This window comes from Desulforamulus profundi (assembly GCF_002607855.1).
Window position 1 is genome coordinate 1 of the sequence record NZ_AWQQ01000002.1, and the last position, 24,142, is coordinate 24,142.

Annotated in this window: 35 protein-coding genes and 1 pseudogene; 33 read left to right on the plus strand and 3 right to left on the minus strand. The window is 42.7% G+C overall.

The window, feature by feature from the left end; translation table 11 throughout:
• Positions 1–21: 21 nt before the first annotated feature.
• Positions 22–153: pseudogene (locus tag P378_RS00015) on the minus strand (transposase); the annotation flags it as partial.
• A 599-nt stretch (positions 154–752) separates the two neighbouring features.
• Here P378_RS00015 and P378_RS00020 point away from each other — a divergent pair.
• The 30 genes from P378_RS00020 (at position 753) to P378_RS00155 (ending at position 20,984) form a co-directional block, all read left to right on the plus strand.
• Positions 753–1,364: a hypothetical protein gene (locus P378_RS00020; protein WP_099081817.1), complete on the plus strand. Its 612-nt coding sequence runs from the start codon at positions 753–755 to the stop codon at positions 1,362–1,364.
• Positions 1,365–1,393: 29 nt separating this feature from the next.
• Positions 1,394–1,630: a hypothetical protein gene (locus P378_RS19925; protein ID WP_207653959.1), complete on the plus strand. Its 237-nt coding sequence runs from the start codon at positions 1,394–1,396 to the stop codon at positions 1,628–1,630.
• A gap of 138 nt (positions 1,631–1,768) precedes the next feature.
• Positions 1,769–2,083, plus strand: a complete 315-nt coding sequence (locus P378_RS20295; RefSeq protein ID WP_238472660.1) for a site-specific integrase — start codon at positions 1,769–1,771, stop codon at positions 2,081–2,083.
• Positions 2,083–2,649 (plus strand): tyrosine-type recombinase/integrase, encoded by a 567-nt coding sequence (locus P378_RS20300; RefSeq protein ID WP_238472661.1) that lies wholly within the window; start codon positions 2,083–2,085, stop codon positions 2,647–2,649. Before P378_RS20295 ends, P378_RS20300 begins: the two co-directional genes overlap by 1 nt.
• A gap of 19 nt (positions 2,650–2,668) precedes the next feature.
• Positions 2,669–3,478, plus strand: coding sequence for a DNA adenine methylase (locus P378_RS00035; protein WP_099081867.1), 810 nt, complete (start codon positions 2,669–2,671; stop codon positions 3,476–3,478).
• Positions 3,479–3,648: 170 nt separating this feature from the next.
• Entirely contained in the window at positions 3,649–3,804 is a 156-nt protein-coding gene (locus P378_RS19175; protein WP_180260902.1) for a hypothetical protein, read from the plus strand.
• 18 nt (positions 3,805–3,822) lie between these two features.
• Entirely contained in the window at positions 3,823–4,197 is a 375-nt protein-coding gene (locus P378_RS00040; protein ID WP_099081819.1) for a hypothetical protein, read from the plus strand.
• Between the two features lie 12 nt (positions 4,198–4,209).
• Positions 4,210–4,560 carry a hypothetical protein gene (locus tag P378_RS00045; protein ID WP_238472662.1) on the plus strand — a complete coding sequence of 117 codons (351 nt, stop codon included), beginning with the start codon at positions 4,210–4,212 and terminating at the stop codon, positions 4,558–4,560.
• Positions 4,560–4,853 (plus strand): PrgI family protein, encoded by a 294-nt coding sequence (locus tag P378_RS00050; protein WP_099081821.1) that lies wholly within the window; start codon positions 4,560–4,562, stop codon positions 4,851–4,853. Before P378_RS00045 ends, P378_RS00050 begins: the two co-directional genes overlap by 1 nt.
• A 29-nt stretch (positions 4,854–4,882) precedes the next feature.
• Positions 4,883–5,578, plus strand: a complete 696-nt coding sequence (locus tag P378_RS00055; RefSeq protein ID WP_143338365.1) for a hypothetical protein — start codon at positions 4,883–4,885, stop codon at positions 5,576–5,578.
• Positions 5,579–5,814: 236 nt separating this feature from the next.
• Entirely contained in the window at positions 5,815–6,255 is a 441-nt protein-coding gene (locus P378_RS00060; RefSeq protein WP_099081823.1) for a DUF488 domain-containing protein, read from the plus strand.
• On the plus strand, positions 6,252–7,031 hold the full coding sequence (locus tag P378_RS00065) for a hypothetical protein (protein WP_099081824.1): 780 nt from the start codon (positions 6,252–6,254) through the stop codon (positions 7,029–7,031). Before P378_RS00060 ends, P378_RS00065 begins: the two co-directional genes overlap by 4 nt.
• An 83-nt stretch (positions 7,032–7,114) precedes the next feature.
• Positions 7,115–7,792, plus strand: coding sequence for a VirB4 family type IV secretion/conjugal transfer ATPase (locus P378_RS00070; protein ID WP_099081825.1), 678 nt, complete (start codon positions 7,115–7,117; stop codon positions 7,790–7,792).
• Positions 7,793–7,794: 2 nt separating this feature from the next.
• Positions 7,795–8,937 carry a VirB4 family type IV secretion system protein gene (locus P378_RS00075; RefSeq protein ID WP_099081826.1) on the plus strand — a complete coding sequence of 381 codons (1,143 nt, stop codon included), beginning with the start codon at positions 7,795–7,797 and terminating at the stop codon, positions 8,935–8,937.
• Between the two features lie 22 nt (positions 8,938–8,959).
• Complete coding sequence (locus P378_RS00080) at positions 8,960–9,175, plus strand: hypothetical protein (protein ID WP_099081827.1); 216 nt, start codon at positions 8,960–8,962, stop codon at positions 9,173–9,175.
• A complete protein-coding gene (locus P378_RS00085; RefSeq protein ID WP_099081828.1) occupies positions 9,165–9,368 on the plus strand; it encodes a hypothetical protein in 204 nt (67 codons plus the stop codon). The genes P378_RS00080 and P378_RS00085 overlap by 11 nt, the downstream gene beginning before the upstream one ends.
• Before the next feature lie 71 nt (positions 9,369–9,439).
• Complete coding sequence (locus P378_RS00090; RefSeq protein ID WP_099081829.1) at positions 9,440–10,372, plus strand: hypothetical protein; 933 nt, start codon at positions 9,440–9,442, stop codon at positions 10,370–10,372.
• 185 nt (positions 10,373–10,557) lie between these two features.
• Positions 10,558–11,163: a hypothetical protein gene (locus P378_RS00095; RefSeq protein ID WP_143338366.1), complete on the plus strand. Its 606-nt coding sequence runs from the start codon at positions 10,558–10,560 to the stop codon at positions 11,161–11,163.
• Positions 11,151–11,501 (plus strand): hypothetical protein, encoded by a 351-nt coding sequence (locus tag P378_RS00100; RefSeq protein WP_143338367.1) that lies wholly within the window; start codon positions 11,151–11,153, stop codon positions 11,499–11,501. The genes P378_RS00095 and P378_RS00100 overlap by 13 nt, the downstream gene beginning before the upstream one ends.
• Positions 11,468–12,805: a M23 family metallopeptidase gene (locus tag P378_RS00105; RefSeq protein ID WP_099081832.1), complete on the plus strand. Its 1,338-nt coding sequence runs from the start codon at positions 11,468–11,470 to the stop codon at positions 12,803–12,805. The genes P378_RS00100 and P378_RS00105 overlap by 34 nt, the downstream gene beginning before the upstream one ends.
• 76 nt (positions 12,806–12,881) lie before the next feature.
• Positions 12,882–14,615, plus strand: coding sequence for a PleD family two-component system response regulator (locus tag P378_RS00110; RefSeq protein ID WP_099081833.1), 1,734 nt, complete (start codon positions 12,882–12,884; stop codon positions 14,613–14,615).
• 40 nt (positions 14,616–14,655) lie between these two features.
• Positions 14,656–15,294, plus strand: coding sequence for an SAF domain-containing protein (locus tag P378_RS00115; protein ID WP_073240125.1), 639 nt, complete (start codon positions 14,656–14,658; stop codon positions 15,292–15,294).
• Positions 15,295–15,297: 3 nt separating this feature from the next.
• Positions 15,298–17,580 carry an ATPase, T2SS/T4P/T4SS family gene (locus tag P378_RS00120; RefSeq protein WP_099081834.1) on the plus strand — a complete coding sequence of 761 codons (2,283 nt, stop codon included), beginning with the start codon at positions 15,298–15,300 and terminating at the stop codon, positions 17,578–17,580.
• Positions 17,574–18,404: a type II secretion system F family protein gene (locus P378_RS00125; RefSeq protein ID WP_099081835.1), complete on the plus strand. Its 831-nt coding sequence runs from the start codon at positions 17,574–17,576 to the stop codon at positions 18,402–18,404. Before P378_RS00120 ends, P378_RS00125 begins: the two co-directional genes overlap by 7 nt.
• Before the next feature lie 4 nt (positions 18,405–18,408).
• Complete coding sequence (locus P378_RS00130; protein WP_099081836.1) at positions 18,409–19,230, plus strand: type II secretion system F family protein; 822 nt, start codon at positions 18,409–18,411, stop codon at positions 19,228–19,230.
• Positions 19,231–19,394: 164 nt separating this feature from the next.
• Positions 19,395–19,547, plus strand: coding sequence for a Flp family type IVb pilin (locus P378_RS00135; protein WP_099081837.1), 153 nt, complete (start codon positions 19,395–19,397; stop codon positions 19,545–19,547).
• 46 nt (positions 19,548–19,593) lie between these two features.
• Complete coding sequence (locus tag P378_RS00140) at positions 19,594–19,851, plus strand: hypothetical protein (protein ID WP_143338368.1); 258 nt, start codon at positions 19,594–19,596, stop codon at positions 19,849–19,851.
• 11 nt (positions 19,852–19,862) lie between these two features.
• Positions 19,863–20,366, plus strand: coding sequence for a prepilin peptidase (locus P378_RS00145; protein WP_099081839.1), 504 nt, complete (start codon positions 19,863–19,865; stop codon positions 20,364–20,366).
• Positions 20,367–20,407: 41 nt separating this feature from the next.
• A complete protein-coding gene (locus P378_RS00150) occupies positions 20,408–20,689 on the plus strand; it encodes a BrnT family toxin (RefSeq protein ID WP_238472663.1) in 282 nt (93 codons plus the stop codon).
• Positions 20,670–20,984: a CopG family antitoxin gene (locus P378_RS00155; RefSeq protein ID WP_099081840.1), complete on the plus strand. Its 315-nt coding sequence runs from the start codon at positions 20,670–20,672 to the stop codon at positions 20,982–20,984. The genes P378_RS00150 and P378_RS00155 overlap by 20 nt, the downstream gene beginning before the upstream one ends.
• A gap of 504 nt (positions 20,985–21,488) precedes the next feature.
• On the opposite strand, the gene P378_RS18790 is transcribed toward P378_RS00155, so the two are convergent.
• Entirely contained in the window at positions 21,489–21,830 is a 342-nt protein-coding gene (locus tag P378_RS18790) for a hypothetical protein (protein WP_143338369.1), read from the minus strand.
• A gap of 11 nt (positions 21,831–21,841) precedes the next feature.
• Positions 21,842–22,423, minus strand: coding sequence for a TroA family protein (locus tag P378_RS00170; RefSeq protein WP_099081843.1), 582 nt, complete (start codon positions 22,421–22,423; stop codon positions 21,842–21,844).
• A gap of 396 nt (positions 22,424–22,819) precedes the next feature.
• Between P378_RS00170 and P378_RS00175 the strand changes: the two genes are divergently transcribed.
• From P378_RS00175 to P378_RS19180, 3 genes are read left to right on the plus strand one after another with little or no spacing between them, the layout of a single operon-like run.
• Entirely contained in the window at positions 22,820–23,149 is a 330-nt protein-coding gene (locus P378_RS00175) for a hypothetical protein (RefSeq protein WP_099081844.1), read from the plus strand.
• 51 nt (positions 23,150–23,200) lie between these two features.
• The gene (locus P378_RS00180) at positions 23,201–23,731 is read left to right on the plus strand and encodes a hypothetical protein (protein WP_099081845.1); all 531 of its coding nucleotides are present in this window, start codon (positions 23,201–23,203) and stop codon (positions 23,729–23,731) included.
• A gap of 24 nt (positions 23,732–23,755) precedes the next feature.
• Positions 23,756–23,917, plus strand: a complete 162-nt coding sequence (locus P378_RS19180) for a hypothetical protein (protein ID WP_180260903.1) — start codon at positions 23,756–23,758, stop codon at positions 23,915–23,917.
• The last annotated feature ends 225 nt before the right edge of the window (positions 23,918–24,142 follow it).

A 24,142-nucleotide genomic window follows, 5' to 3' on the forward strand; every position in this document is an offset into this window, starting at 1 on the left:
CTTCTGCCAGAGATCTTATTGCCTCTTTTTCCATTTAAGCAATTGATTTGGATGAATCCCATACTCTGAAGCAATCTGGGATATGGTTTTCTCTTCCTTGAGAATTTCCAGTACAACCTTGGCTTTGAACTCCCCAGAATATGATTTTCTCACGGCAACGATCCACCTTAAATAAAGCTGTTTTTTTGTCTAGTTTTCTTTATCCATTATATGTCACGGTGGCCGGCATCGACAGCGACCCGGAGGCCTGCCAGGACTTTGAGGCATTGACCTATGGCCAGGCACATAAATGTCTGTCTTTAACGCTTGGGAACTGAGCCACAGCAAGATCTGGGTGGTGCCGTTTAACATTGGGCCGGATGGAAAGATTGAAAGATTGAAGTACAATTGACTTGGGTAGATAGTTGAAGTTTGCTTTCTTTGAGCAGCATATACAAATAAATTGGAATTAATTAACAATAATTTAATATAATACACTACTAAAAAAATGAGGGGATAAATATGGGAAAAATAATATTTGATCTTACAGCGATACACCCATGCTACCAAATTAAAGACTGTACTAACTGCCCATTTATTAACAGCAATATTGGATGTATAAGTGCCTGCTATTTAGAGGAAGAAGAAAAATTTAACTTAACTAAAACGAAGGAGAAACCTGAAGATATTAATAAATGTCGAAATTAGTCTAAAAATAATTAAAAGAAACCTCCCATGTTTGTCGAAATTATATAATGGGAGGCGTTTTGTTAATGGTACAAAATGATTCTTTAATAACCTTCAAAATGACCGGTACTCAGTTTGAAGATGGGTTTAACCTATACTATATGCTTAAGGCATTAGGGGATTTCCATACCATAATTGATAAATCATATTTAACAATTAAAAACAAGAAAAAGATGTCTGAAAAAGATAGGGAAATATTAAGGCTGCGAGCTTTTTCTTTTGAGAAAGGTTCTTTTGTAACAAATCTGTCAATTGATATTTTAGCTGCAACGCAAGTTGTGTTACCTTACTTTCTTTCTTTAACACCTAAAGAAATATGGGAAATAGCTACACAGGGGTATAAATATTTGACCTTTGTATTAGAAGCTTTTTCTAGAAACGAAAAAGTCAGAATAGAATCAAGTGGACAAGATAATGTGGTTAATGTTATAAATGGGAGTGATAATCAAATAATACAAATACATGAACAGACATTAGTTTTTGTACAAAGGGCTGTTGGTGACTATGAAAATCTTGTCAATAATATTAATCCTAAACATGGTATAAATCAAATCCAGGCATATCAAAAGAACTCTAACAGTAAAGGTATAAACATCACGGATTATGAAAAAAGCTTTTTCAAGGGAGGACGATTATAGAAAAGGAACCACTAACCTTTATTGGAATGGTGTTTCGAATTGATGGATTTGACTTTAAGGGACGTGTTAAAATAATAAAATCGGAAGATGAGTTTTTAGAAATTGGAAAAGATTATGACTATGAAATGATAAGTAAGTCAGAATTAGAGTATCTTACCTCAACATTTATGCAACCAAGAAAAATAACAGCAATAAAAGAACTAAATATTGATCCTGTTACCTTTAAGAAAAGCATTAAAAAGTTAAACATTATATCTATTGAATAATAATTGCCCAATAAGATGCATTATACGACAAACAACAGATCGACGACAATTCGTGAAAAATATGAAATAAATATACATTACCCGAACAAAATGACCCGGTTGCCCCGGGTTTTTACTTATTTTGAGGTGGTCTAACACATGAAAAATGGTTCGGGAAATACTTTACGTGAATTTTTTCAAGAACTTTACTCCGGGGGTGCAGCACGGAGCACGGTGGACGCTTACCAGAAAGATATGGCCTATTTCAGTAAGTGGTATGTTGATACGTATAGTAGAGAGCCACGCCCGGAGGATATAACCAGCATCGACCTCAGAGAGTACCAGGGATACATGCAGAACATTCAGGGCCTCAAGCCGCCACGGTCAACCGCCGTATGGCTGCCTTGGAGAAGTATATTAAGTGGGCGTACGGAAAAGGATATGTTGATCGGTTACCGGCTTTCCCAAAGATAGTGAGGGAGCAGAAAACAACGCCAAAAGCACTGGATCGGCTGGAGCAGAACCGTCTACTCAGGGAAGCTGAACGACGTGGGAAAGTCAGAGATATTGCCTTGATCCGGCTGATGATGAGCTGCGGGTTGAGGGTAAGCGAAGTGGTAGCTATTCGTCTGACTGATCTGGACATAGGTGAACGTCACGGAATGGTTGCTGTTCGAGGAAAGGGTAACAAATACCGGGAAGTACCAGTACCGCCGGAAGCGCGGAAAGCTATTAAGGAATGGATGACCGAGCGAACGAAAAAGTATCTTGCAAATGACTGGCTTTTTCCAAACAAGAAGGGTGGTCATATCACTACCAGAAATGCAGAAAAGGTAATCAAAAATATTGGTAAATTTGCTGGACTTAACATACACCCGCATGTTTTGCGCCACACGGCGGCAACCAACATGGTACGAACTGGCGCCGATCTAGTGACGGTGGCACAAATACTCGGACACGCCGACCTGAATACTACAGCAATATATACGAAACCAGATAGAAAGACAATGACGAAGGCACTGGAAAAAGGAGAGATTTAAACATGGTGAGGTGATGAAAATGAATATTGCACCAGTGTTAAAATATCCAGGATCAAAGTGGAAACTGGCGGATTGGATTGTTAGTCATTTACCAAAGCACACTACGTACTTGGAGCCTTTTTTCGGGAGTGGGGCTATTTTTTTTAATAAGATTCCCAGTAAAGTGGAGACTATAAACGATATTGACGGTAATGTGGTCAATTTATTCAGAGTGATTCGTGAAAAGCCAGAGGAACTGGCTAGGTTAGTTGAGTTTACGCCTTGGGCTAGAGATGAGTATTATTTGTCATATGAAAAGTCAGGTGACTTATTGGAGGATGCCCGGAGATTTTTAGTTAGATGTTGGCAAGCATGGGGTGTGTCAACTAACCGAAAAACTGGTTGGAGAAGTGATATTAAAGGACGTAGTGATTCAGGATATAGTTGCCCAAAGCAATGGACATCGGTGCCACAGAGGATAATCCAGTGTGCTAATAGATTGCGACAAGCCCAGATTGAAAATGAACATTTCTCCAAATTAATACCTCGATATGCTTTACCAAATGTTCTTATTTATTGCGATCCTCCGTATCCAGTGTCAACTAAATCTCAAAAGTTATATGCTCATGAAATGACAGATACCGAACATCTAAATCTCTTAGACTTACTGGACAGGCACCCCGGTCCAGTTTTATTAAGCGGCTACGCCTGTCACCTCTATGACACCCGGTTACAGCATTGGGAACGGCGAACGACAAAGGCATTAGCCGAAGGTGGACGGGAGCGGGAGGAGATTCTCTGGATTAACCCAATTGCAGCAGAAGAAGTCTGTGGATTGAGATTGTTTTAGAGCTTATAACAATTATGATGCAAAAATCCTACAATATGTAGGTTTTTTATTTTTAAGGATACCTGCCGGCGGGAGGGCGGCAGGTTGCGGAAATACCTCCCCAAAGTCCCGCATAGGTCGAGTGCGGGGCTTTTATTTTTTAGAAAGACGTAAAGAAAGGTGGTGGAAAAATGAAAAGTAAGCGTAAATCAGCTATATCCCTGGAAAGAAGGCTAGAAACAACAAAGTGTATCATTTGTGGCAAATCCAGCGACAACGGAAAATTCATGTGCCGCCGTTGCGCGGAAGAAATCCGGTTGGAACAAGATAAGGCACAGGCAATGTAGTTGGGAAGGGGTGAGAAGGTGAGAATAAAATATTCCCTGATCCTGGTTTTATTCATCATGACTGCAGTACTAACAGAGTTTACAGGGGTTGCCCTGGCTGCCGAAACCAGCCCGGCGGGCATACAACCGGTAAGCCCAACGGAATTTGCCGGAAAAATAGACAGCGCAGCCAAAAGTGCATACAAAACCGCTGAACCGGTAATTGATACTATTGCTTCACTGGTATTCTCTTGTACAGGCATTGCCGCATTTTTTGTATTGTTTGCCGGCATGGCTCTGTTTAAAAGAGTAATTGCATCATTACTGACAGCCGGCTTTGGGCTTTTAGTATACTATGGCACACCTTTAATCATAGGGGTTATTAAAGGTATTGCTTTAAAATTAGTTAACTAGGAGGAAACAAAAGTGAAAATAATAAGACAAGCAATAATGAGTGTTATGATGCTTACCGGACTAGCCAATGCCGCCTGGGCAGCAGGAACAGGAACAGGGGGCATCACTACTCAAACAGCGGATCAATTGTCAAGTAAAATCGTTGCCTGGGCCAACAGCATAATTCAACCCCTTGGGGCAGCTATAATTTTCATCTCTATTGCTTTTGCGGCCATCAAAATAATTATTACAGCTAATAAACCGGAGGAACGAGCCAAAGCCATGTCCGCCCTGCCATACATTTTGATTGGCGGTGTGGGTTTGGGTGCAATAATGCTGTTTGCCGGTTTTGTCATTGGTTCCGGCCAGGAGCTGGCTAAATAATGCGAGTATACCCGGTACCGGTCCAACTGGATCAAGAAGAAAAGGTCATTGGTGGATATTTAACGTTAAGACAACTTCTTTACCTTATTCTTGGGGCAGTCATAGGGTGTGGAACGGCATTAACATTTAATCTACCATTAATAACAAAATTGATAATAGCAGCAGGTGGATTAACCATAGGTATAATTCTGGCATTTATTCCTGCAGAAAAAACAACCCTAGACATCTACCTACTACGATGGATAATGTGGACAGTAAAAAAACGAAAATACTACTTAGGTGGTGATTCCTAATAAATTGGTTGACAATCGCATTATTGGTAATGTCGCTATTAACCGGGTTGGGAACCTGGCTGTATTTGCGACTTACCAAGGTGAAACATAAAGGGCAAAGTTTTAAAAAAGAAAGTCCGGGCAGCAAACAGAAAAAAAACCTAAAAATTTTTTTAAACATAAAGGACATTCAAAGAGGTATCGTCACATTAAACGGGGATCGCTACAGGTTAATTCTGCGTGTAACAGCCCAGGACTTTTACCTGCTGTCGGAAATTGAACAGAATAACGCTGAAGATATGATAGCAAGCGCCCTACGAGGTTTAGAATTTCCGGTACAAATATTGATGACATCAGAAGCACTGGATACACGTAAAGCAGTACAGGCACTAAAAAACAATGCGGCAACATTGCCTGAAAAAATAAGGGAACACGCCTTGGAAAGGGCCATCTATTTAGAAAACCTGCAGCAGCAGAGAGCCGTAACCGCCCGGCGGGCATACTTAGTCATACCTTTTGACACAGTAAAGGGCCTGGATTACGCACGGGCAGAACTATATGCTAGGGCAGGTTCCCTGATGGATGCTTTAAGCAGAGCCAAAATGACAGCCGAGCCACTTGATACCGGAGGCGTGTGTGATCTACTTTCACACCTTCTTAACCGGGGTCGTACTTGGCGGCCGTCAGAGGCAGGGGAAAAAGGGGTCATATCTTTATTTACCATATCAGATAAAGAATCGGCATAAATCTTTATTGTTGATGCTTTCTAACTTGTGTAAAGACATTAAAAGGCTAAAATACCCCGGCTTAAAACTGGGGTATTTCTTATAAATATAATTCTTGACTTAGGTGTTGGATTATGGGTGGATGGAAATAGAAAACCCAGCGGGAGTGTGGGGTTGTTATTTATTGCAATTTTTAATTATATCATATTCTTGTCCTTTTTTCCAGTATTTGCTATAATATTACTGGAGGTGCTATCATGACTTCACTTTTTACTATAGGGTACGAAGGGATTGGGGTTGAAGATTTTATAGAAACCCTAAAACAACATGGGATAACTCTTGTGATTGACGTAAGAGAAAAACCATTAAGTAGAAAAAAAGGCTTTTCAAAGAACTCTTTAAGCAGTATTCTAAATATTAATAATATAAAATACATTCATATGGGTACTCTTGGGTCTCCTTCTAGTATAAGGGATGAACTTCATGAAACAAATAATTATCCATTATTCTTTAGAAAATATTTAAGCCATTTAATTGGGCAATCAGGTACTATAAAAGCATTAATTAGCAAGGCTAACAGTCAAAAGGGTACCTGTTTACTATGTTTTGAAAAAGACCCTTTAAAATGTCATCGCAACGTGATAACTGATTATTTACAAGCTATGTATCCGGATGAAGTTAAGGTGGAACATTTATGAGTTCTATTATAAGACCTGAATGGGTTAAGAAACGGGTTTTAATAGTTGTTAAGACTTACCCAAACCCCAGCATGCAGTATCAAGAAACCGTTTGCACTGCTGGCATAACTGATAATGGCAATTGGATTAGGCTCTATCCTGTAACATACAGACATTTACCATATGATCAACAATATAAAAAGTATGATTGGATAGAACTAAAAACTAGAAGAAGAACCAAAGACTATAGGATTGAAAGTCATACACCAGATATAGATTCAATCAAGGTTGTTGGCAATTGCTCAACAAAGAATAAATGGGCTGAAAGGAAAGAAATCGTTCTACCTTTAGTAAAAAAATCTCTTGAAGAAATAATTTCACTTTATGACAGTAAAGGGGTTTCTTTGGGAATTTTTAAACCAAAAGAGATCCTTGATTTTTACTGGAAAGAAGATGACCAACATTGGTCCCCAAAACACGAAGCCGTACTGAATGAAATTAGGCTATTTGGTTCAACCCCTAAGAGACTTGAAAAAATACCCTGGCAGTTTAGGTATAAATTTATGTGCAATGACCCACGCTGTAGCGGTCATGATCTTTCAATAATTGACTGGGAAATATATCAAGCTTATAGAAAGTGGCGCTATCAATATGATAGATGTACACTTATGCAAAAGATTAAAGAACAATGGTTAGGCAAAATTTGTTCACCAAATCGTGATACATATTTTATTGTAGGTAACAAATTTAGAACAAAAAGTTTCATGGTGTTAGGAGTTTTTTATCCACCAAAATAAACACCCCGGGGTTGGGTGTTTATTGCTTATAAAAACACCCGGGCAGCTTCCGGGTGTTCTTTTTATTTCTTGAGGTGAAAAACATGCTGAGATTATTTAAAAATAAAAAAACAAACCCACCACCGGAAAAAGACTTAACCGGCAACACGCTGGATATACAAGACCTGTTTTCGCCGGAAGCATTGGATATCATGCGGGACAAATTATACCTGGGAGCCGACAGATACAGCCGTATCTATGCTGTATATGCCCTGCCCCGTCAATTACGGGTAGGTTGGTTGGATGATCTGAGCCGGGCCGGCGATGTAGACATCTCTATCCATATGTACCCGGCGCCGCCGGGCCAGGTGGTAAACAGCTTGCTTAAACTGGAAACACAATCCCGGTCACAATACAGATTAGATCAAGAATCCGGCAACATAGCACGCTTACCCGAGTTGGAAGCCGCTATAGCAGACTACCGAGCCCTGCGGGAAACAGTACAGCTGGGAAATGACAACCTGTATTACGTCACCATCTTTATAGCTATCCATGGTAAAGACGAAGAAGAACTGCGCCAGCGGTCATCGCTGGTGGAAGATATACTGGCCAGAAAAGGCGTTTTACATATTGCACTCGCCTTTAGACAGGAACAAGCCTTAAAAAGCTATCTTCCCCTTAACGATTTAAAAATTATGGATATGGCCAGAAACCTTACATCAGGGGCAGCAGCCTGCTGTATGCCACTAACAACCTCAGCATCAGGCATATCAGCGGCATAGCCATGGGCCACAATATATTCACCGGTTCGCTGGTGTTTTTGGACAGATTTGCCGGCGAGCATGTGGTAGCAAACCAGCATATGCTCATAAGCGGTGAAACAGGATCTGGTAAGTCAGTTACCGCAAGATTGATAACGCTGCTGGAGTTAGACCTTAACACTAAAGCAGCGTACATCGACCCAGACGGAGAATATGTATACTATACCGAAAAACTGGGCGGGCAGGTAATAACACTGATGCCCGGTAGATTCAGCGGCATGAACATACTGGACGTGGAACCGGAAACCATTAAAGAAAACGGCCGCAAAACAGAAAGAGTCAACCTGCAGGAAAAAACAGCGGAAGTAGTAGACCTGATAGCAGCCGTCATGCGGTATTACTCCGGCCAAGGACTTGATATGCGTCAGGCAGCCCTTTTGGAAGAAGCCGTTATGGAAGAATACCGGGAGAGAGAGATAACCGAAGATCCCGAAAGCCTATACAGTGGTGGTGTTAAGAAAACAATGCCCACACTGTCAGATGTTCAAAAAAGACTAGCCCAAAAGGCAGGGATGGAAGCTCTGGCGGATGCTATTAAACCCCTCTTAGCCGGCGGTTCCATCGGCATGTTTGACGGTCAAACAACGGTTAAATTAAAAGACGTGCCGATCATTTGCTTTAACCTAAAACAAGTACAGTCAGACTTTGCCCGGTTTGTGGCATCTTACGCCTCCCTGGCCTGGCTGTGGCAAAAATTTGCTCAAAGGGGCGGCAAGTCAATCAAAAAAAGCGTCAACATAGATGAAGCCTGGATGTTCTTAAAACACCCTGATGTGGCTAAATATCTAGAAGTACTGGCCCGGCGGGGCCGCAAGCACGGCTGTGCCCTGACAGTCATAACCCAGCGCTTTGAAGAATTTACCCATACCCCTTCCGGCCGTGCCATTATTGATTCTTGTGCTACAATACTTGTTTTAAAGCAAGAAGAACACGCGGCGGATGCGGCGGTGGAATACTTCAACCTGGCCAGCGGCTGCCGGGACCTGCTTGCCAAAGCAGGCCCCGGCATGGGCATACTACGCACCTCCGGCATAACGTCAGCCGTGCAGGTATCTCCGGCCCCCTTTGAATGGCCCCTGGTGGAAACAAAAGTAGTAGGAACATGAAAATAGACGGGGGTGAAAAGGGATGTATCAAGAAGAACAAAGAGATATACTGGATGAAATGATGGCCTGGGCATTTCGCTTTTCCGTAGGAATTATCTTTGGACTTATCGTAAGTACGGTGGTACCGTTAATAAAAACAATATGGCAGGTAATAGACGCACATCTATACTGCCGCCGGGTGCAAAACTATGATACCAGCCGCCTACCCCAATGGATCAAGGGAGGTGGTGAAAATTAAAAGCAAAAAAATCTTAGGCAAAAAAATCTTGGCAGGACTAATGCTTTTAATACTAATCCTGTCACCGGCAATATCGCTGGCAGGTACTGCTTGGGCGGCCCCCGGTGCTGCAGAATATGATGCAGGATATGATAACAAAAGTCCCTATGAAGAAGATAACCCACAGGATGAGGCGGCGTATTTGAACAAATAATAGCAAGCCTGCTGGAAGCACTCATTAAACTGGCGCAATTCCTGGGGTCAAAAACAGCCGGCCTGCAGCCGGTGGACAAACTTGTTTTCCTTTCTGATCTTGAAGAAGCAGAGAAAAAAATTGCCCCCTGGACAGGCAGCGAAAAAGAATTCCTAAACCTCTGGTTTTTAGCCATGACTGGCGTGGTACTGCCCTTTTACATCATCTCCATTGCAGTTAGCTTTATAAAACTAATGACCTACTCGGGTAACCCTGCTGGCAGAAGCGAAGCCATACAATCCATCTGGCGCTGGTTCGGCGCCTTATTAATTACTGTTGCTGCCCCGGTGCTGGTGGAATCTCTGACCTGGTTAACCTCCATATTCCTTGATGGCATACAATACGCCTTCCAGCTTGTAGCACAAGAATCAGGCATAAACCGTACACCGGGAAACTGGGGTGCTATCAACTTTGGCGGTGTAGCCATCACAACCGGCAGTATCCTCGGTACAGTATTGGTAAAACTTATGTTTGCCGTATTTTGGGTTTGGATTAACGTAGTGTATGTTATACGGAAAATCGTACTATCCGGTATGTTCTGTTTTACACCGTTGATGGCTCTCATGTGGTCAGTTAATAAAAACACCACGGCCATAGCCGTTTGGCTGGGAGAACTTGCCAGCAACGCCTTTATGCCGGTGGCCCATGCCCTTGTTTTATGTACCATTTTGGGCTTTATGGATGTAAAAAACATTAACCAGCAGGGCACCTGGTTTCAGGTCTTGATTGCCATATATACCATCATGCCATTGGCAGAAGTAATCCGCAATACACTGCAGACACTGTTTACCAGAATGGCCGGCCTTAACGAGGAACACACGGCTAAAAAAGCATGGCAGCTGCCATGGGATTGGGTGGCATACTGTCTCTCAGTAGGGTCTTCCGCAGTACATTGGGAGCAGACAATCCATCTATTGATGCTGCTTCACCTACACCACCGACAGGTACAGGTGGCGGTAGCATAAGTGGTTCAACTGCCGGCCGATTAAACCCGACACCTGTCGGGTCTAAAGGAACAATTCCCCAAACCATAGGTGCAAAGACTAATATTAGTAATGCAACAACACAAATACCCGGCAACAGTGGCAGCAGTGCAGGAACAAGTTTAGGTATAAATAATTCAGTTTCTAACTTAGCAGGCTCATTAGCAATGACGGGAAACATGCAAACAGGAAAAAGCCCTGTAGAAGCAATTTCAAATACAGTTGGAACAAGTAAAAACACGGCTACACCAAACATAACGGTGTCCGGTAGCAGCTTGCAAGGCAACACAGGCGCAGTAAATAAGCCTGACACCACTGCTTCTACTGTCGAAAACAACAGTGATAGTAAGGAGACTAAACCCTCACTGCCAAAACAAATGTACGAAAACATTAAACAAACTATGCATAACCCGCAAAAGGCAGCCGAAGTATTTGGCGGGATGGCTAAATACAGTGTTGGGACAGCCATCCGTGCAGTATCAGAAGCCGTACCCGGTGGAGAAAAACTTGGCCATGCAGCAGCCAATATTGCAGAAGGCGGAGCTAGGGTAACCGGTGCCGCCGCAGCTACAGCATTGCAACTGAGAAAAACCAAGGCAGAAGAAAAAACAACCTACCGGGAAGCATTGAAAAAAATCACCGGTAAAGAAAGCACTATATCAGCGGCCGGCAGTGCAGTAAACCAAATATTTTCCGCTGCAGCTGTTAAGAACAACACCCCCAAATATAACAGCGGCGGCAGCAGTCTTGACGGTGTGCGGTGGAAACAATGAATAACATAAGGCAAAAGATAAGAAAAGCAGTACAGAGAAAACTGCTAAAAAAAGCCGTATCTTTTCTTGTAAAAAAACTTTTACTGTTACTGGCGCCGCTTATACCAGTGCTGCTCATATTGCTTTTGGCAATAATATTTGCTGTAACACTGTTTGCCGCCTTCTACGGTTCCATGCCGCAGGAACAAACCCTGACGGGAGTTAAGGTAAATGATCAAGACCAAAAAATATATACTAAGGCAGAAAAGTTGGTACAGGAAAAGAACGTGGAGCAAACCTGGCTAAATGGCACACATCTGGCTTTTTGGCGGACTACTACGGTTCAGATGTCAAGCTAATCAATAAATGGGGCGATATATACGCCCCTGTATTATTTAAAGCCAGCCAAAAGCCTAATAAAAACCTGTTACAGAATGAAAGCTGGTTAACTAAAAACTTAGGGCAAACAGCAGACGACTTAAAACCATACTTTTATTACAAAAAATCACGGATCATATACCATACAGAGGACGGCGAGGATGAGATATATGAGATATACCTGCTGACCGAAGCAGATACCATCCGGGGTCACTATATTTTTGAATACGAGTGGGTTACAGAAGATAAAGTGACCTATGAAAAACTGGTTAACCGAAGACTTATTAAAAAATGGGACAGACTGGAGGAATTTCTGCAAAAGTACCTGACATTACCCAACAAAAAAGAAACAACTACCGCCCGGCAAATGGTCTTTGAAGCAGGCCAGGGGTTTACTGCCAAAAAACAATGGTTTGAATGGCTGCAGAATAAATTTGGCAGCTCCTACTACTGGGTATCCTCCGCTATGGTGCCGGCCGAATTAAAACCATACTTTCTGGAGGCAGAAGAAAAATACGGCATACCCTGGTGGTTTTTGGCTGCCGTAGCCATGAAGGAAAGCAGCTTTAATCCGGAAGCAAGTGGCTTTGACGGTACCGGTTCCTTTGGCCTGATGCAGATACTACCGGAGAACTGGCAAAAATACTCAGTGATACTTGGTTTCGACCCTGTGGCAGATAAAGACAACCCCCGGGCACAAATCCTGGTGGGTGCTTATATGTTATCTTCCTATGGCATAAGAGTTGACTGGGAGAGTAATAAGTGGCGTGAAGAAAGCCTGCTCATGCTGGTGGCATATAATGCCGGTGCCGGTAAAATAGGAGACCGGGGAACAGAAGAATATGTAAAGAAAAATTACGCTGAACCCATATGGGAATACGCCGAACAATTCAAAAACCCGGTTATTTGGCCGGTACCGGGATACACCACCATAACATCCGGTTTTGGTATGAGAGTTCACTCCATTCTTGGAGTGGAAAAATTCCATTACGGTATAGATATAGCCGCTCCGGAAGGAGCACCGGTTGTATCTGTCTCAGGCGGTGTAGCTTACGCAGAATATGAAGAAGATGGTTTTGGCAAATATGTCATAGTTAAAGATGGTATATACGAATACTACTACGCCCACTTATCTGAAATAGAGATAAAAGACGGACAAAAAGTAACACCCGGCACAGTTATTGGCCGTGCCGGCTCCACAGGTAGAAGCACAGGCTCACACCTGCACCTGGGAATTAAGCCTATTGGCGGTAACTGGATAGACCCTCTGCAGGTGTTGAAGTGATAACTATCCCGACCATCCCGGCTTATAAAGCGGGATATGTTTTTTTAGAGTAATCAATGCAGGGCAGGTGGAAAAATTGAACATCTTGGTGGCAGCTCCTGACGATACAATAAGAGACTATTTGCGAGAGGCAGGATATAACGCCTGGAGCTTGTACAGTAACGATTTGATTTTACAGATGGTAGAAAAATACCAGATAGAAGCAGTTATTTACCTAACCAAAATGAGTGCCGTTATTCCCCATGAAGAAGCTATTACAGAAACCAGGAAGCTGCAAATACGAGTTATACTGGCTGCTGATAAAGACAAAGAGGAAACTTTACTTACCTATGCGGCAGCTATAGGGGTTAAAGATATCCTTATATATCCTGTCAACCCGGAAGAAATATTGCACCGTTTAAAGAACCCTGCTACGGTAGAAGAAGTATTTGGTTTTTTAAAACAAATCGGTCAAAGAACGAGACATAAACCATTTCAAAAGACAAGCGATAAAGACATAGACGAAATAAAAGATATAGACAAACCAGCGTGGTATAAACGGCTTATTGATATAGGTCAAGGGTCCAAATCGGTAGTAAATAATTCCCAAGTTCTTTCTGAAAAACAGACAGTAAAACAGTCAGAAAAAGAACTGGCACCACAACTGTTCACAAAAACAGCAACCCCAACAACAATTCTTGGTTTAGGCAACCAAAATCTCAACGAATGGTTTAAAAACACCTTTTCGCACACAACGGAAATTGTTTTAGCTGCCTCATCCCCCGAAGAATTTCGGACAGCAGTACAGGAAAAATGCCCGGACATTGCTGTTATAATGCGGACCGGACCAACCGGCGGGCTTCCTTATGCTGATGAATTGGCCGTTTTTTCCTGCCAATATGCCCGGCACGTCATATTCATCGCCGGGGAACTGGACGATGAAGGCAAAATAATGGCTGAAGCAGTAAAAAACGCCGGCGGCAAGGTGCTGTCCTGTCCGCCGGGGGAAACCATATCAGGGGAAGAGTTGGTACTGCTCATCCAGAACACCATTAATGAGACAATCTATGAAGATGAGCAGGAAGAAGAAATTATATACGGCAATGAAAAAACCCGTGGTTCCGCAGAAAATTTTCTGCAAAGCATATCCCAGGTGACGGATATATTAAAAAAAGCCGTACCCCGCAGGACAGAAACAGAGGAATTGCCCATCAATACCGCCCGTATTCCAAAACACCCATCTGCTATTACAGCAGGGGGTGTTTTGCTTATAGTAAGCCCCTGGCGGCCGGGCCTGGCGGGAAGAATAGCGGCCAGTGCCGCCAAAATATTCAGCGAAGGAGGGGGTGAAACTGCTGTCATCTGTGCATCAGGACGCAGTACCGCCGCGTCCTGGCTTGGCGTGACAGATGAAGAACTCATCTTATCAGACTGGCGGGTGCCGGGCAGTCAGATCCCGGTTGATAGGGGAAATATAAAAATCTGGGCCGTTGACCCGGCCAAGTCCCTGCACATGAACATAAAAGAAGACCTGCCGTATATCCTGAAGGAAGCCAGAAATAAAGCCAATTACACTGTCATTGACTTCGGGGAGGACATAGACCTGGCCCAATCCTATATCCATCAAAAGGAGGCTGTGCTTCTCTGCGTGGTTCCCGGCAGTGACCCGGTGGAACAGAAAACGTCTTTAATCTGGCTAAAGAGAACACTGGGGAAAAAGACAATATTGTCATTGGTTTTGACCTGCGTGAACAGGGACGAATACCGGAGGGTGTTTCAAGCAAACTTACCATCACAACCAGTCCGGAAGAAGCCCTGCAGAACGCCTTAAAGAAAAACCTGGATCAATATATCTGGAATGAGGTGATAAGTTGAAAAAACTAAAAAAATACCTCCATATCGTGCTGGCTGTGGCTTTAGCTGCAGGAGCTGGGTTGTCTGCCTGGTACTTTATCAATAGCAATACCCCGACACAAAAAGTAGTAATAACACAAGGGAAATTACCCTCTGGCACCATTCTTAACAGTTCAAATATCAGTACCAAACTGGTATCTAAATCAGCTATACCGCCGGGAGCTATTACCAACCCGGATGAAGTAATAGGCAAAACTCTGAACATCCCGGTTCTGAGTAATGAAATCCTGCAAAAAGACCATGTGGCAGCAGGCATAGGCAGTTTGGCGGCAAGACTGGCATCTGTTGCCCCGGGTAAAGTGGCCGTAGACCTGCCCCAGGAAACCGCCCAGGGTCTAAAGGGGTTGGAAGTGGGCGATAAAGTTAATGTTTACGGGGAAATAGGAGTTTCCACCGGCGACGGTAAGGCTGCAACCATGGTAGAAAAAGTCGCCAGCAATGCCATTGTTCTTTTTGCTCCAACCAACCAAGATATGCGCCCTGATAAAAGCGGCGCTATCATCATAGCTTGTGACCCTTCGGAAGAACAGAAAATCGCCCAGGTATTAACAGGGGGTAAAAAAGTAACTCTGTTCCTCCAGCAGGAGGTGAAGTAGAGGATGTTCTTAGGACTTGCTAATATATTTAACCTTTTTAAATTTAAAAAGAAAAAAGAAGTAGAAGAAGCCCCTGTTTTATGGGGTGCAGCGGTTCCCAAACTGCAGGAATATCAAGAAGAATTAGTAACTTTATATAACATCCCTGTAAGCCCACAGGCTATTCCTGGGCGGGGGAAAATATGGGTGGTGCAGTCGCCGGAAGGCGGGGACGGTTCTACCACGGTAGCCACCAACCTGGCGGCGCTTTTAGCTAAAAAACACCCGGAAAAAGTTATCCTTCTCGACCTTGATGGTATTGGGAAGATGAGAAGCCGCATGGGACTGCCGGTAAGCCACTGTCTGGTCAACATCCTGGACTGGCAGGATATCCGGCAGGTAAGCCAAATGCAAAAAGCCATGGTGCACCATTCCTCCGGCGTCATGGTGGTGCCCGGCGTACTGCATCACGACCATATACAGTTTATCACTGCAGACTTCATTTTTAATCTGCTGTCCCTGCTGAAAGAAAGATTTGACCACATTATTTTAGGCTGCCCACCGGTAGGACACCAAAATAACACCTGGGCGGTGTCTCTGGTGGCAGATACAATTTTAGCCGTTATTAAACCCGACCGGACCAGCCTGGACTTAATCAAAGATAATTTAAGTTACCTTAACCGGTTGGGGTGCAGTAAAAGAACATATACCCTACTGAACCAGGCCGGTATGCCGGGCGGCATTCGCAAATCAGATATTCTTAATAAAAAGCAATCGGATATTAATATAGATTTTATCCTGCCCTACAGCGAGTATGTTCACGAAGCCAACAACAAAAGAGAACTGGTGGTATTGACCAGAGCCAGGGATGATTTCAGTCAGGCATTGAAGGAAATTGCAGAAAAACTGGAAAGACAGACGAACCCTATCGTAGACGGATTAGACAAAGAACTGCTCCAAAAACTGGCCGCCAACTGTTCTGCTTTTCAGCCGCCGGAACTGGAGGATGAAGAACATGCTTTAGAAAACGCCAGCAGTATTACCGCCAAAATACCGGGTTTAAAAGAACATGACTACCGCAGAATTAAGATTTACGTCCAGGATGCCCTGCGGAGGCAGTTAAAGCCGGAAGAAAATAAGGGTACCAGAGACCCTATTGTCCGTTCCCGCTTGCGTTCCGTTATCTCCCGGGCGCTGGTGAATTACAGCATACCCCTGGGACAGTCGGCGGCAGAAATGTTAGTAGAAGAATTGGGTAATGAGTGTCTGGGTTTCGGACCTTTGGAACCTTTCTTTTATGACCCGGAAGTGACGGAAATAAAGGCCCGGTGGAACCAGATCAGAGTAGAAAAGCACGGGCAGGAGTTTATAGCAGACGCAACCTTTCGGGATGAACAGCACATCAGGGATATTTTAGACAGGATGCTGGCCCCCACCGGGCGGTCTGTCAGTCCGGCCACTCCCAAAGTAATAGCGCGACTGTTTGACGGTTCCCGCCTGATAGCCCACATTCCCCCGGTGGCGGTACACGGTACCCTGATTACCATCCGCCGGTTCCGGCAGGACTTAAATATCGAAAACTTAATTGAAAACGGGGCCATGAGCCGGGAAATGGCTGAATTTTTACGTGCAGCGGTAATAACGAAGCAAAACCTGGTAGTGTCCGGCGGTACATCTTCCGGTAAGACCACCCTGCTGAACTGCATTGCCAGCTTTATACCACATAACGAAAGCATTGTTACTATCGAAGACCCGGCGGAACTGCAGCTGCAGCACCCGGACGTCCGTTCTTTGGAAGCAAAACCTCCTAATATTGAAGGTCTGGGTGAAGTAACCATGCGGGAACTGGTGGCGGATGCCCTGCGAATGGCCCCAAAACGCATTATCGTAGGTGAGTGCCGCAAGGGAGAAACCTTTGATATGCTGCAGGCTATGAACACCGGACACGAAGGCAGTATGAACACCATGCACGCCAATACTGCCTACCTTGCAGGTAAACGCATGGTCAGCATGGTGCAGATGGCTGACATGGGCCTGCCCTACGATGCTATTGTGGAACTCTGCAGTGTAGTTGACATTATCGTGCAGGCAGTTAAGGAGCGCAAAACCGGTAAAAGAAGAATTGACCATATTGCCGAGGTGGTAGGAGTAAAAAGAAACGAGGAGGGTGTGCTGTCCTTAGAATTAAACTACCTGTGGCAGTGCAACAAAGCCACCGGTCAATTCGAGTGGGTGGCAGATAAATTTACTCGTCAAGAGATCTTTATAGATGAAGGCAACTGGACACCGGGGTGGTTGAAATGTTGATCTTGTCGGTGTTGTTCATAAGCCTGGCAGTACTGTTGTTGGTATTGGGTTCTAAGCTATGTCTTAAGAAAGAAGTGAAGCTCAATGACCAGCACATAGAGGTCGGTGACGGCAAGCAGAGGAAAAGCAACACTTCTTTAATTGCATTACTGGGCAGTGTTATTGGTGCCGCATTGGCCTATGCAATCACAGGCAACTTATTTTTAACCCTATTAGGATTAAGCGGTGGTTACTTTGCCCTAAAATGGACAAAAGCTAAAAGGGAAAGAGAAAGACTGGAACTTCTACAAAGCCAGTACCCCGATGTACTATCCCAGCTGGAAACTGCCACCGCTGGTTCCCTCAACCCTCACCAAGCCTTGGAAGATGCCATCCCCAACCTGCCCCGGCCGGCCCGGGACGTTTTTTATGAAGTCTTAACTTTAACAAGGGTAGCCGGGTATGATGTCAGCGAGGCATTAGAAAAGGTTGCCGATGAAACCGGCTGGCAAGATTTACGAAGTCTGGCGATGGGCTTCCGGCTTTCCATTAATATGGGTATTAACCTCTCCACTATCTGTAAGCATTTACTTGAATCCAATTACGAAAAAGAAAGTTATCGAGGACAGATTAGAGGAGCTATTTCACAAAACATCATGACTATTAAAGTGTTAAGTGGCTTACCATTCTTTGTAATCGGTATTGCCAGAATTACTTCTCCAGAATTTGCGGAACCGCTGTTTAATACCCCGGAAGGAGTAGTATTCTTTCTAATCTGTGTAGGCATGATAGCCGCCGGCAATATAGTGGCAAAGAAAATGATTTACCGGACGATGGGGGTGTAGCGTATTGGATGCCAGTATAACTGCCGCTGTACTGATAGCCGTATCTGTGCTGGCGGCCTTTGGAAAAGTTTTTACCAGAGACAGGCCCAATAAAAAATTAAAGGACTGGCAGGTAGACGATCTACTGACTAAAACAGGCACAAAAACTTCTGAAGAAAGCCGAATGCTTTTAAAAAGAAAGCTCCTGCAGGCAGGCTTGGAAATGGAGCCGGAATACTTTGCCGGACTGCAGTACGCACTACCGTTGGTGAGTATGATCGTATTACTGCCCCTGGTCCTACTGGGGGTTCTGCATATTTTACTGGTGATCATCATAGCCCTTATCCTTTTGGTAGCGCCCCGAATGTGGCTGAACAGCAAAGCCAAAAACAGGGTGGCTGCCATAGAAAAGGACTTGCCGGATTTCTGTACCGCCTTTGCAGCTGTCTTGGAGGCAGGGGCCGACTGGCGCACAGCTATTAGAGAAGTATGTTACAGCACAAAAGGGGAACTGTCCGCTGAGTTTACCAAAACGATGAACGCTATTGACGCAGGCGGAGAGCGTCCCGGGGATGCCCTGGCAGATATGGCATATAGATGCGGGATACCTGACTTAACTGATTTGTTAAGGAAAATAGACCAGTCCCACAGGTATGGCACCAAATTGGCTAATGTGGTAAGAAGTCATGCAGAAAAAATCATGACCCGCAGAAGACACGAGGGCACCAAAAAAGCCGGGGAACTTACAATTAAACTTCTTCCGATCATACTTTTTTTCTGTCTTTTACCCATGATGGGGTTGTTGTTCTTCCCGGTAATGTATCACTTGGGCAATGCCTTTAGCTAAAAAAGGGGTGGAAAAACTGTTTTACAAACTGCCGGGTGTAGACGGAAAATGCCAGAAATGCTACTACTGGCCTAAAAAATGCAAAGGTTTGGCAGTCTACACAGAAAAAGACTGCCAAGAGAAAATTCAAGAAATTCTTAAGAAGAAAGGGGGAAAGGCATAAAATGAAAGAACTCTGGATTAACGAAGAAGGGCAGGGCATGGCTGAGTACGGCCTAATTATCGCCCTGATCGCAGTGGTGGTCATTGCTGCATTAACTTTAATGGGACAGAAAATCATGGCTAAGTTTACCGATGTGAATAATGCGTTGAATTAATCTAAGATAAGTCCGGGTACAGTCCCGGATTTTGTTTTTTAAGGGGGTGTTTAAAATCGAACAAAACGGTATCGGGCTGGCCGGGTGGCTGGTTATAATCGGCGGGGGCATAACCCTGGCGGCCCTGGTGGGTGGAATAATTAAGATGCTCAAACACCTGTTCCTAACTGCAGGGATAGACCAAAAGAAATCGGAAATACTGGCGGTACTGTTGATAACCGGATGTATTACTATAATGTGTTATAAATCTTTTACATCTATTGCCTATCTTTTTCATTTTCTGGAAGGTGGTGCAGGACAATAGAAATTTTAAATATGCTGCCGGCCATCCTGCTGGTGATAGTTGCCTCTTACACAGACATCAAAGAGGGAAAAATTTATAACAAACATACTATACCGGTGTTTATCATTGGTATTATACTGGCAGTTATACAGAAACGATATGACTTAATATTAAGCGCAGTGATAGCATTTGGCTTTTTCTACGTCTTTTTTGCCTTCCCCCGGTTTGTCAGCAAGCTGGCAACAGCCTTTGGAGCTGTGCCGGTACCCGAAGGGAAAAGAGCTATGGGCGGCGGGGACGTAAAGCTGGCCACGGCCCTGGCGGTATATACGGGATACTTACCGGTGCTGTACGGAACAGCCCTGGGAGCATTAGCGGCAATTATGATAAACGGCATCAAACTCTGGCGGGCAACAGGAACGCCGCAGTCAGTGCTTTATCTTGCAGCCGGGAAAATATCGCAGCCGGTGGCCTTTGGGCCTTATTTGGGATTGGGAGTACTGGTGTGTTGGTTTTTGGAAATATTGTATTTATAAAATATTGACATTGTAAATACATTGGAGTATATTAAGAATAGGTGATTATATTGAAAATCAGGAGTTTTGACTGGGATAACCGAAATATAGAGCATATAGCCAGACATAACGTCACACCAGATGAAGCTGAAGAGGTATTTCTTGGCGCATTATTTCGCAAGGGCCGGGAAGGAAAGTTATTGGTTTATGGTGTCACTGATTCTGGGCGATTTCTTTTAGTAGTGGCGGCGCTTAAACCGGGCGGTGTTATCCGAGTAGTTACAGCCAGAGACATGACACAATCTGAAAGACGCTATTATTTGCGTGAAAAGGGGGTTTGGTAGGCATGGAAAAAAAATACCTGAGTTTAGAACTGAAGAAGAAGAAGTCCGTTTTTGGGATGAACACGATAGTATGGAATTTATTGAGGAACTTGAACCGGTAGAGATTGAACTTTCTCCAGAGTTAGAAGATAAAATTTTAAGTAAACGAGAGCTTAAAAAACCTATTACTTTGCGTTTAAAACCAAGCCAAATAGAGGCTGTGAAAAAAATTGCTGTTAAGAAAGGTCTTCCGTACCAGACCTTAATTGGTATGTGGATTACAGAGAAAATCAACACGGAAAATATGAACTATTAACCGCCCGCCCCGGCGGTTTTTCTTATTTTTGAGAACAAAATACGGGCTGAAAAAAAAGAAAAAATTTACTTAGCCAAAACTATGTTTCATCCTACGCTAGGTGTAGAAATCTTTTCTTAATCACAACAATATTGGATGAGAACAGAGATAATGAAGTGGTCATATCACCTGGAGAATGTTGGCTGTAAATACACTTTTATTTTCTGCCACCAAGAAAATTGTGGTAAAATAAAAAAGGGAATACATAACAACAAACGGGCCTCACCTGCCGGGGATGGAAACATCCAAGAAGAGTTGGGTTATAACAGCAAAGCCCTACTGCTTCCTTGTAAGCAGTGGGGCTTTTATTATTTAGAATAAGTAATGTAATTAAAGAAAGGATGATTGATATGAAGGATAATTTACTAGATCAAGACATAACTAATAGGAATGAACTCATAAATGTTATGTTAAAAGGGCATAATGGGAGCTATTTTTCCGGAACTAAATACTGTGTAGTATATATCAACAGCCAATTATATATCCACGAACTAAATAATAACGATGATAGTCAAATGGCCATAACCAAAATTGAATAGCTTCAATTTTTGATAAGAGATTATCTTTATAAAAATTGGGTGTACTTCCAACTATAAAATACTTTTCAGGAATCTTGTTAATTACTTTGTAATCAAGTAATTCATCTGGGTTTTTGATTATGTAAGTAAGTGGAAGTTTATTTCCATTATTATAACCCCATTCCAGTGAATCACTTAGAAATACTATTTTTCCACCTGGTTTTGTTAATTTGGTAAGCAATAATAGATGCTGGTTAGCTAATGCCCTTCCTAGTAGGTTTGCAACCATAATTAACTGTTCTATTTTTTAGGACTAGTATGCACATATTTGTTCTGTAAGGGATTAAGAATGAATTCAATGAAAATTGGCATAAAAAGTTGGCTACTAATACATGGAGAAACTGTTATGTCAAAACCCCTCTGCGATAGATTTTCAGGAAATGGGGGTAGATAGAGTCTATCTATTTGATTTTGTATAAACTCTATAATTTTCTTAATCTGGTTTCCATCTTTAATTTTTGTGACTAATTTGATTAATTTTGGAATAAATTTAGCATGTAAACCAGTAATGTCCCAGTTTAAAAGGGTTATTGCTCTTTGTTTGCTAATTTCCAGGGATTTCATAGCTTCCTTGGTTGATTCTAAATCAATATCTATTAATACAATTTCTGAAAAGTGACTTACAAGATCCTCTAATTCAATGTCATTGCAACTGCCTGATCCTAATATAACTATATTCTTTGTGTGGTTTGCAATTTTACTAGATGTAGTAAATATTGTCTCCATTGTTTTCTTTCTATGGGAGTGCCAAGTGTCTCTCGTGTTTTTATTTATCAGATCTTTGTTGACTGAATAGAAAAAGTCGCCTACAAGATTATTCAAAATTATTACCCCTTCAATGTATCTTTTTAAAAGTAATTATAACCAAATGGGCCTCACCTGCCGGGGATGGAAACATCCAAGAAAGGGGGTGGGGCGGGATGCTGACGGTATCAGATGCAACGCAAATCGTAACAGCAGTCATCCTACTTATCACCCTGGTAGTGCTGATCGCCGACCGCAGGCGTTAAATGCGTGACCCCTTAAACTGCTGCAACAGTTTAAGGGGCCGTAATTAAAACCTCGGTAGTGTGAGGCACCCAAGCCGTTTTGTTGTTATCAGTATTCCCACTTATATTATGGATTTTTCTTTTTGAAATGTCAAGGCACATAGTAAAAATATGGAAACCACCCGGTCTTAATGGCCGGGTTTTTGTGTTTTATAGGGAGGGTTGAATAATGAAGAAAAAAAACATAACATTAAGTTATCTGAAAATATATTTTGACAGTGTAGTACAACGTGCAAAAGAAATGAGACCTTATATAGAGTATGGAGTCACTGATATTCCCTTAGACCTGCTTGTATGGGTTATGTACTTAATATATTTCATTGCGTCCTTAGTGAAATCGTGGAGTAGTGGTTGGGCAGCAAAACCCATAGAAAAAGCTCTTAATGTAGGCGGATGGTTTATTGTAATTCAACTTTCTATAATTGCAATATTAATGCTATTTATAATTTGGAAGGACTTGGCAGATGAGCGTCGAAACAATAGACCTCAATCGCAATAACTTTAAAAGAAATAATCAAAAAAGAAATAGATTTTGAGAGATGGTGTTAAGATGCCTGGATTTACTTTAGCAGTCATGCTGTTTATTCTTTTCATATTCACTCCTGGGTCAGCAGCACTTTTTTTATCAGGACGCTCCAGTTCACAGTATTCACTGCGAGAGACTTTTGCAATAGGTTCTCTTATATTTGTCGCAGCATTTTTATTTATTAGTTTTTGGCAGGAAAACGCTATTAAACAATTTATTGATACTATGATGGCAGCAGCAGGAATTTCCGGTGGCATAATAAATATCAATATAATTAGCGAAATATTTATGATTGAAATTATTTTGGCACTGGCATTAGGATTGCTCGAATTAATTATTAATGTAGGTATTTTGCCTTGCAAAAACAAAGGTGTCAAAACTAATAGAGACAATTTATTACAAAAATCGTTTATCATGTATCGCAAAGCCGGCATACGGCCATATGTTAAAGTGATGCTTAAAGACAGCCAAAATATCAGTGGGGAATGTTTAAGATACAGTTGGGATGATAAAGGTTCGTTGTTGTTAAAGGATGCAGACAACCCTGAGAAATAAATTTGGGTACCTTTAAATGATATTGTGAAAATAGAATTTTTGAATTCACAATCAGTAATTAATGAAACAGAAAAAGAACAAAAAGTCTTTGCATATCGCAAAGTATTAAATTGGATGGCCAAAGGGTACGGCGATGAAATATATGGCAAAAAAGAAAAATCTATAAGTAAACCCCCGGCGGAATAAGCGGGGGTATTTTTAAAAAGCCCTAGGAGGTGATTCCTAAATTTTCTGTAAAAATCAGTAAATAACCCCCTTAACCCTGAAACCAAAGGTGATGCAGTACAAATCGTAATAGCGGTAATACTCCTGTTAACCCTCGTTGTCCAGTTGACTGACCGTAGGTATTAATTGAAAACCCTTAAACTGCGGCAACAGTTTAAGGGTTCAAGATGAAAACCTCGGCAGGTC

Coding starts and splice junctions, on each gene's coding strand:
- P378_RS00050 (WP_099081821.1), top strand. CDS start 4,560: ATGCGAGTATACCCGGTACCGGTCCAACTGGATCAAGAAGAAAAGGTC.
- P378_RS00135 (WP_099081837.1), top strand. CDS start 19,395: ATGAAAGAACTCTGGATTAACGAAGAAGGGCAGGGCATGGCTGAGTAC.
- P378_RS00125 (WP_099081835.1), top strand. CDS start 17,574: ATGTTGATCTTGTCGGTGTTGTTCATAAGCCTGGCAGTACTGTTGTTG.
- P378_RS00035 (WP_099081867.1), top strand. CDS start 2,669: ATGAATATTGCACCAGTGTTAAAATATCCAGGATCAAAGTGGAAACTG.
- P378_RS00180 (WP_099081845.1), top strand. CDS start 23,201: ATGCCTGGATTTACTTTAGCAGTCATGCTGTTTATTCTTTTCATATTC.
- P378_RS00020 (WP_099081817.1), top strand. CDS start 753: ATGGTACAAAATGATTCTTTAATAACCTTCAAAATGACCGGTACTCAG.
- P378_RS00175 (WP_099081844.1), top strand. CDS start 22,820: ATGAAGAAAAAAAACATAACATTAAGTTATCTGAAAATATATTTTGAC.
- P378_RS18790 (WP_143338369.1), bottom strand. CDS start 21,830: ATGGTTGCAAACCTACTAGGAAGGGCATTAGCTAACCAGCATCTATTA.
- P378_RS00120 (WP_099081834.1), top strand. CDS start 15,298: ATGTTCTTAGGACTTGCTAATATATTTAACCTTTTTAAATTTAAAAAG.
- P378_RS00055 (WP_143338365.1), top strand. CDS start 4,883: ATGTCGCTATTAACCGGGTTGGGAACCTGGCTGTATTTGCGACTTACC.
- P378_RS19175 (WP_180260902.1), top strand. CDS start 3,649: ATGAAAAGTAAGCGTAAATCAGCTATATCCCTGGAAAGAAGGCTAGAA.
- P378_RS00095 (WP_143338366.1), top strand. CDS start 10,558: ATGACGGGAAACATGCAAACAGGAAAAAGCCCTGTAGAAGCAATTTCA.
- P378_RS00075 (WP_099081826.1), top strand. CDS start 7,795: ATGGGCCACAATATATTCACCGGTTCGCTGGTGTTTTTGGACAGATTT.
- P378_RS00060 (WP_099081823.1), top strand. CDS start 5,815: ATGACTTCACTTTTTACTATAGGGTACGAAGGGATTGGGGTTGAAGAT.
- P378_RS20295 (WP_238472660.1), top strand. CDS start 1,769: ATGAAAAATGGTTCGGGAAATACTTTACGTGAATTTTTTCAAGAACTT.
- P378_RS00080 (WP_099081827.1), top strand. CDS start 8,960: ATGTATCAAGAAGAACAAAGAGATATACTGGATGAAATGATGGCCTGG.
- P378_RS00145 (WP_099081839.1), top strand. CDS start 19,863: ATGCTGCCGGCCATCCTGCTGGTGATAGTTGCCTCTTACACAGACATC.
- P378_RS00070 (WP_099081825.1), top strand. CDS start 7,115: ATGCTGAGATTATTTAAAAATAAAAAAACAAACCCACCACCGGAAAAA.
- P378_RS00065 (WP_099081824.1), top strand. CDS start 6,252: ATGAGTTCTATTATAAGACCTGAATGGGTTAAGAAACGGGTTTTAATA.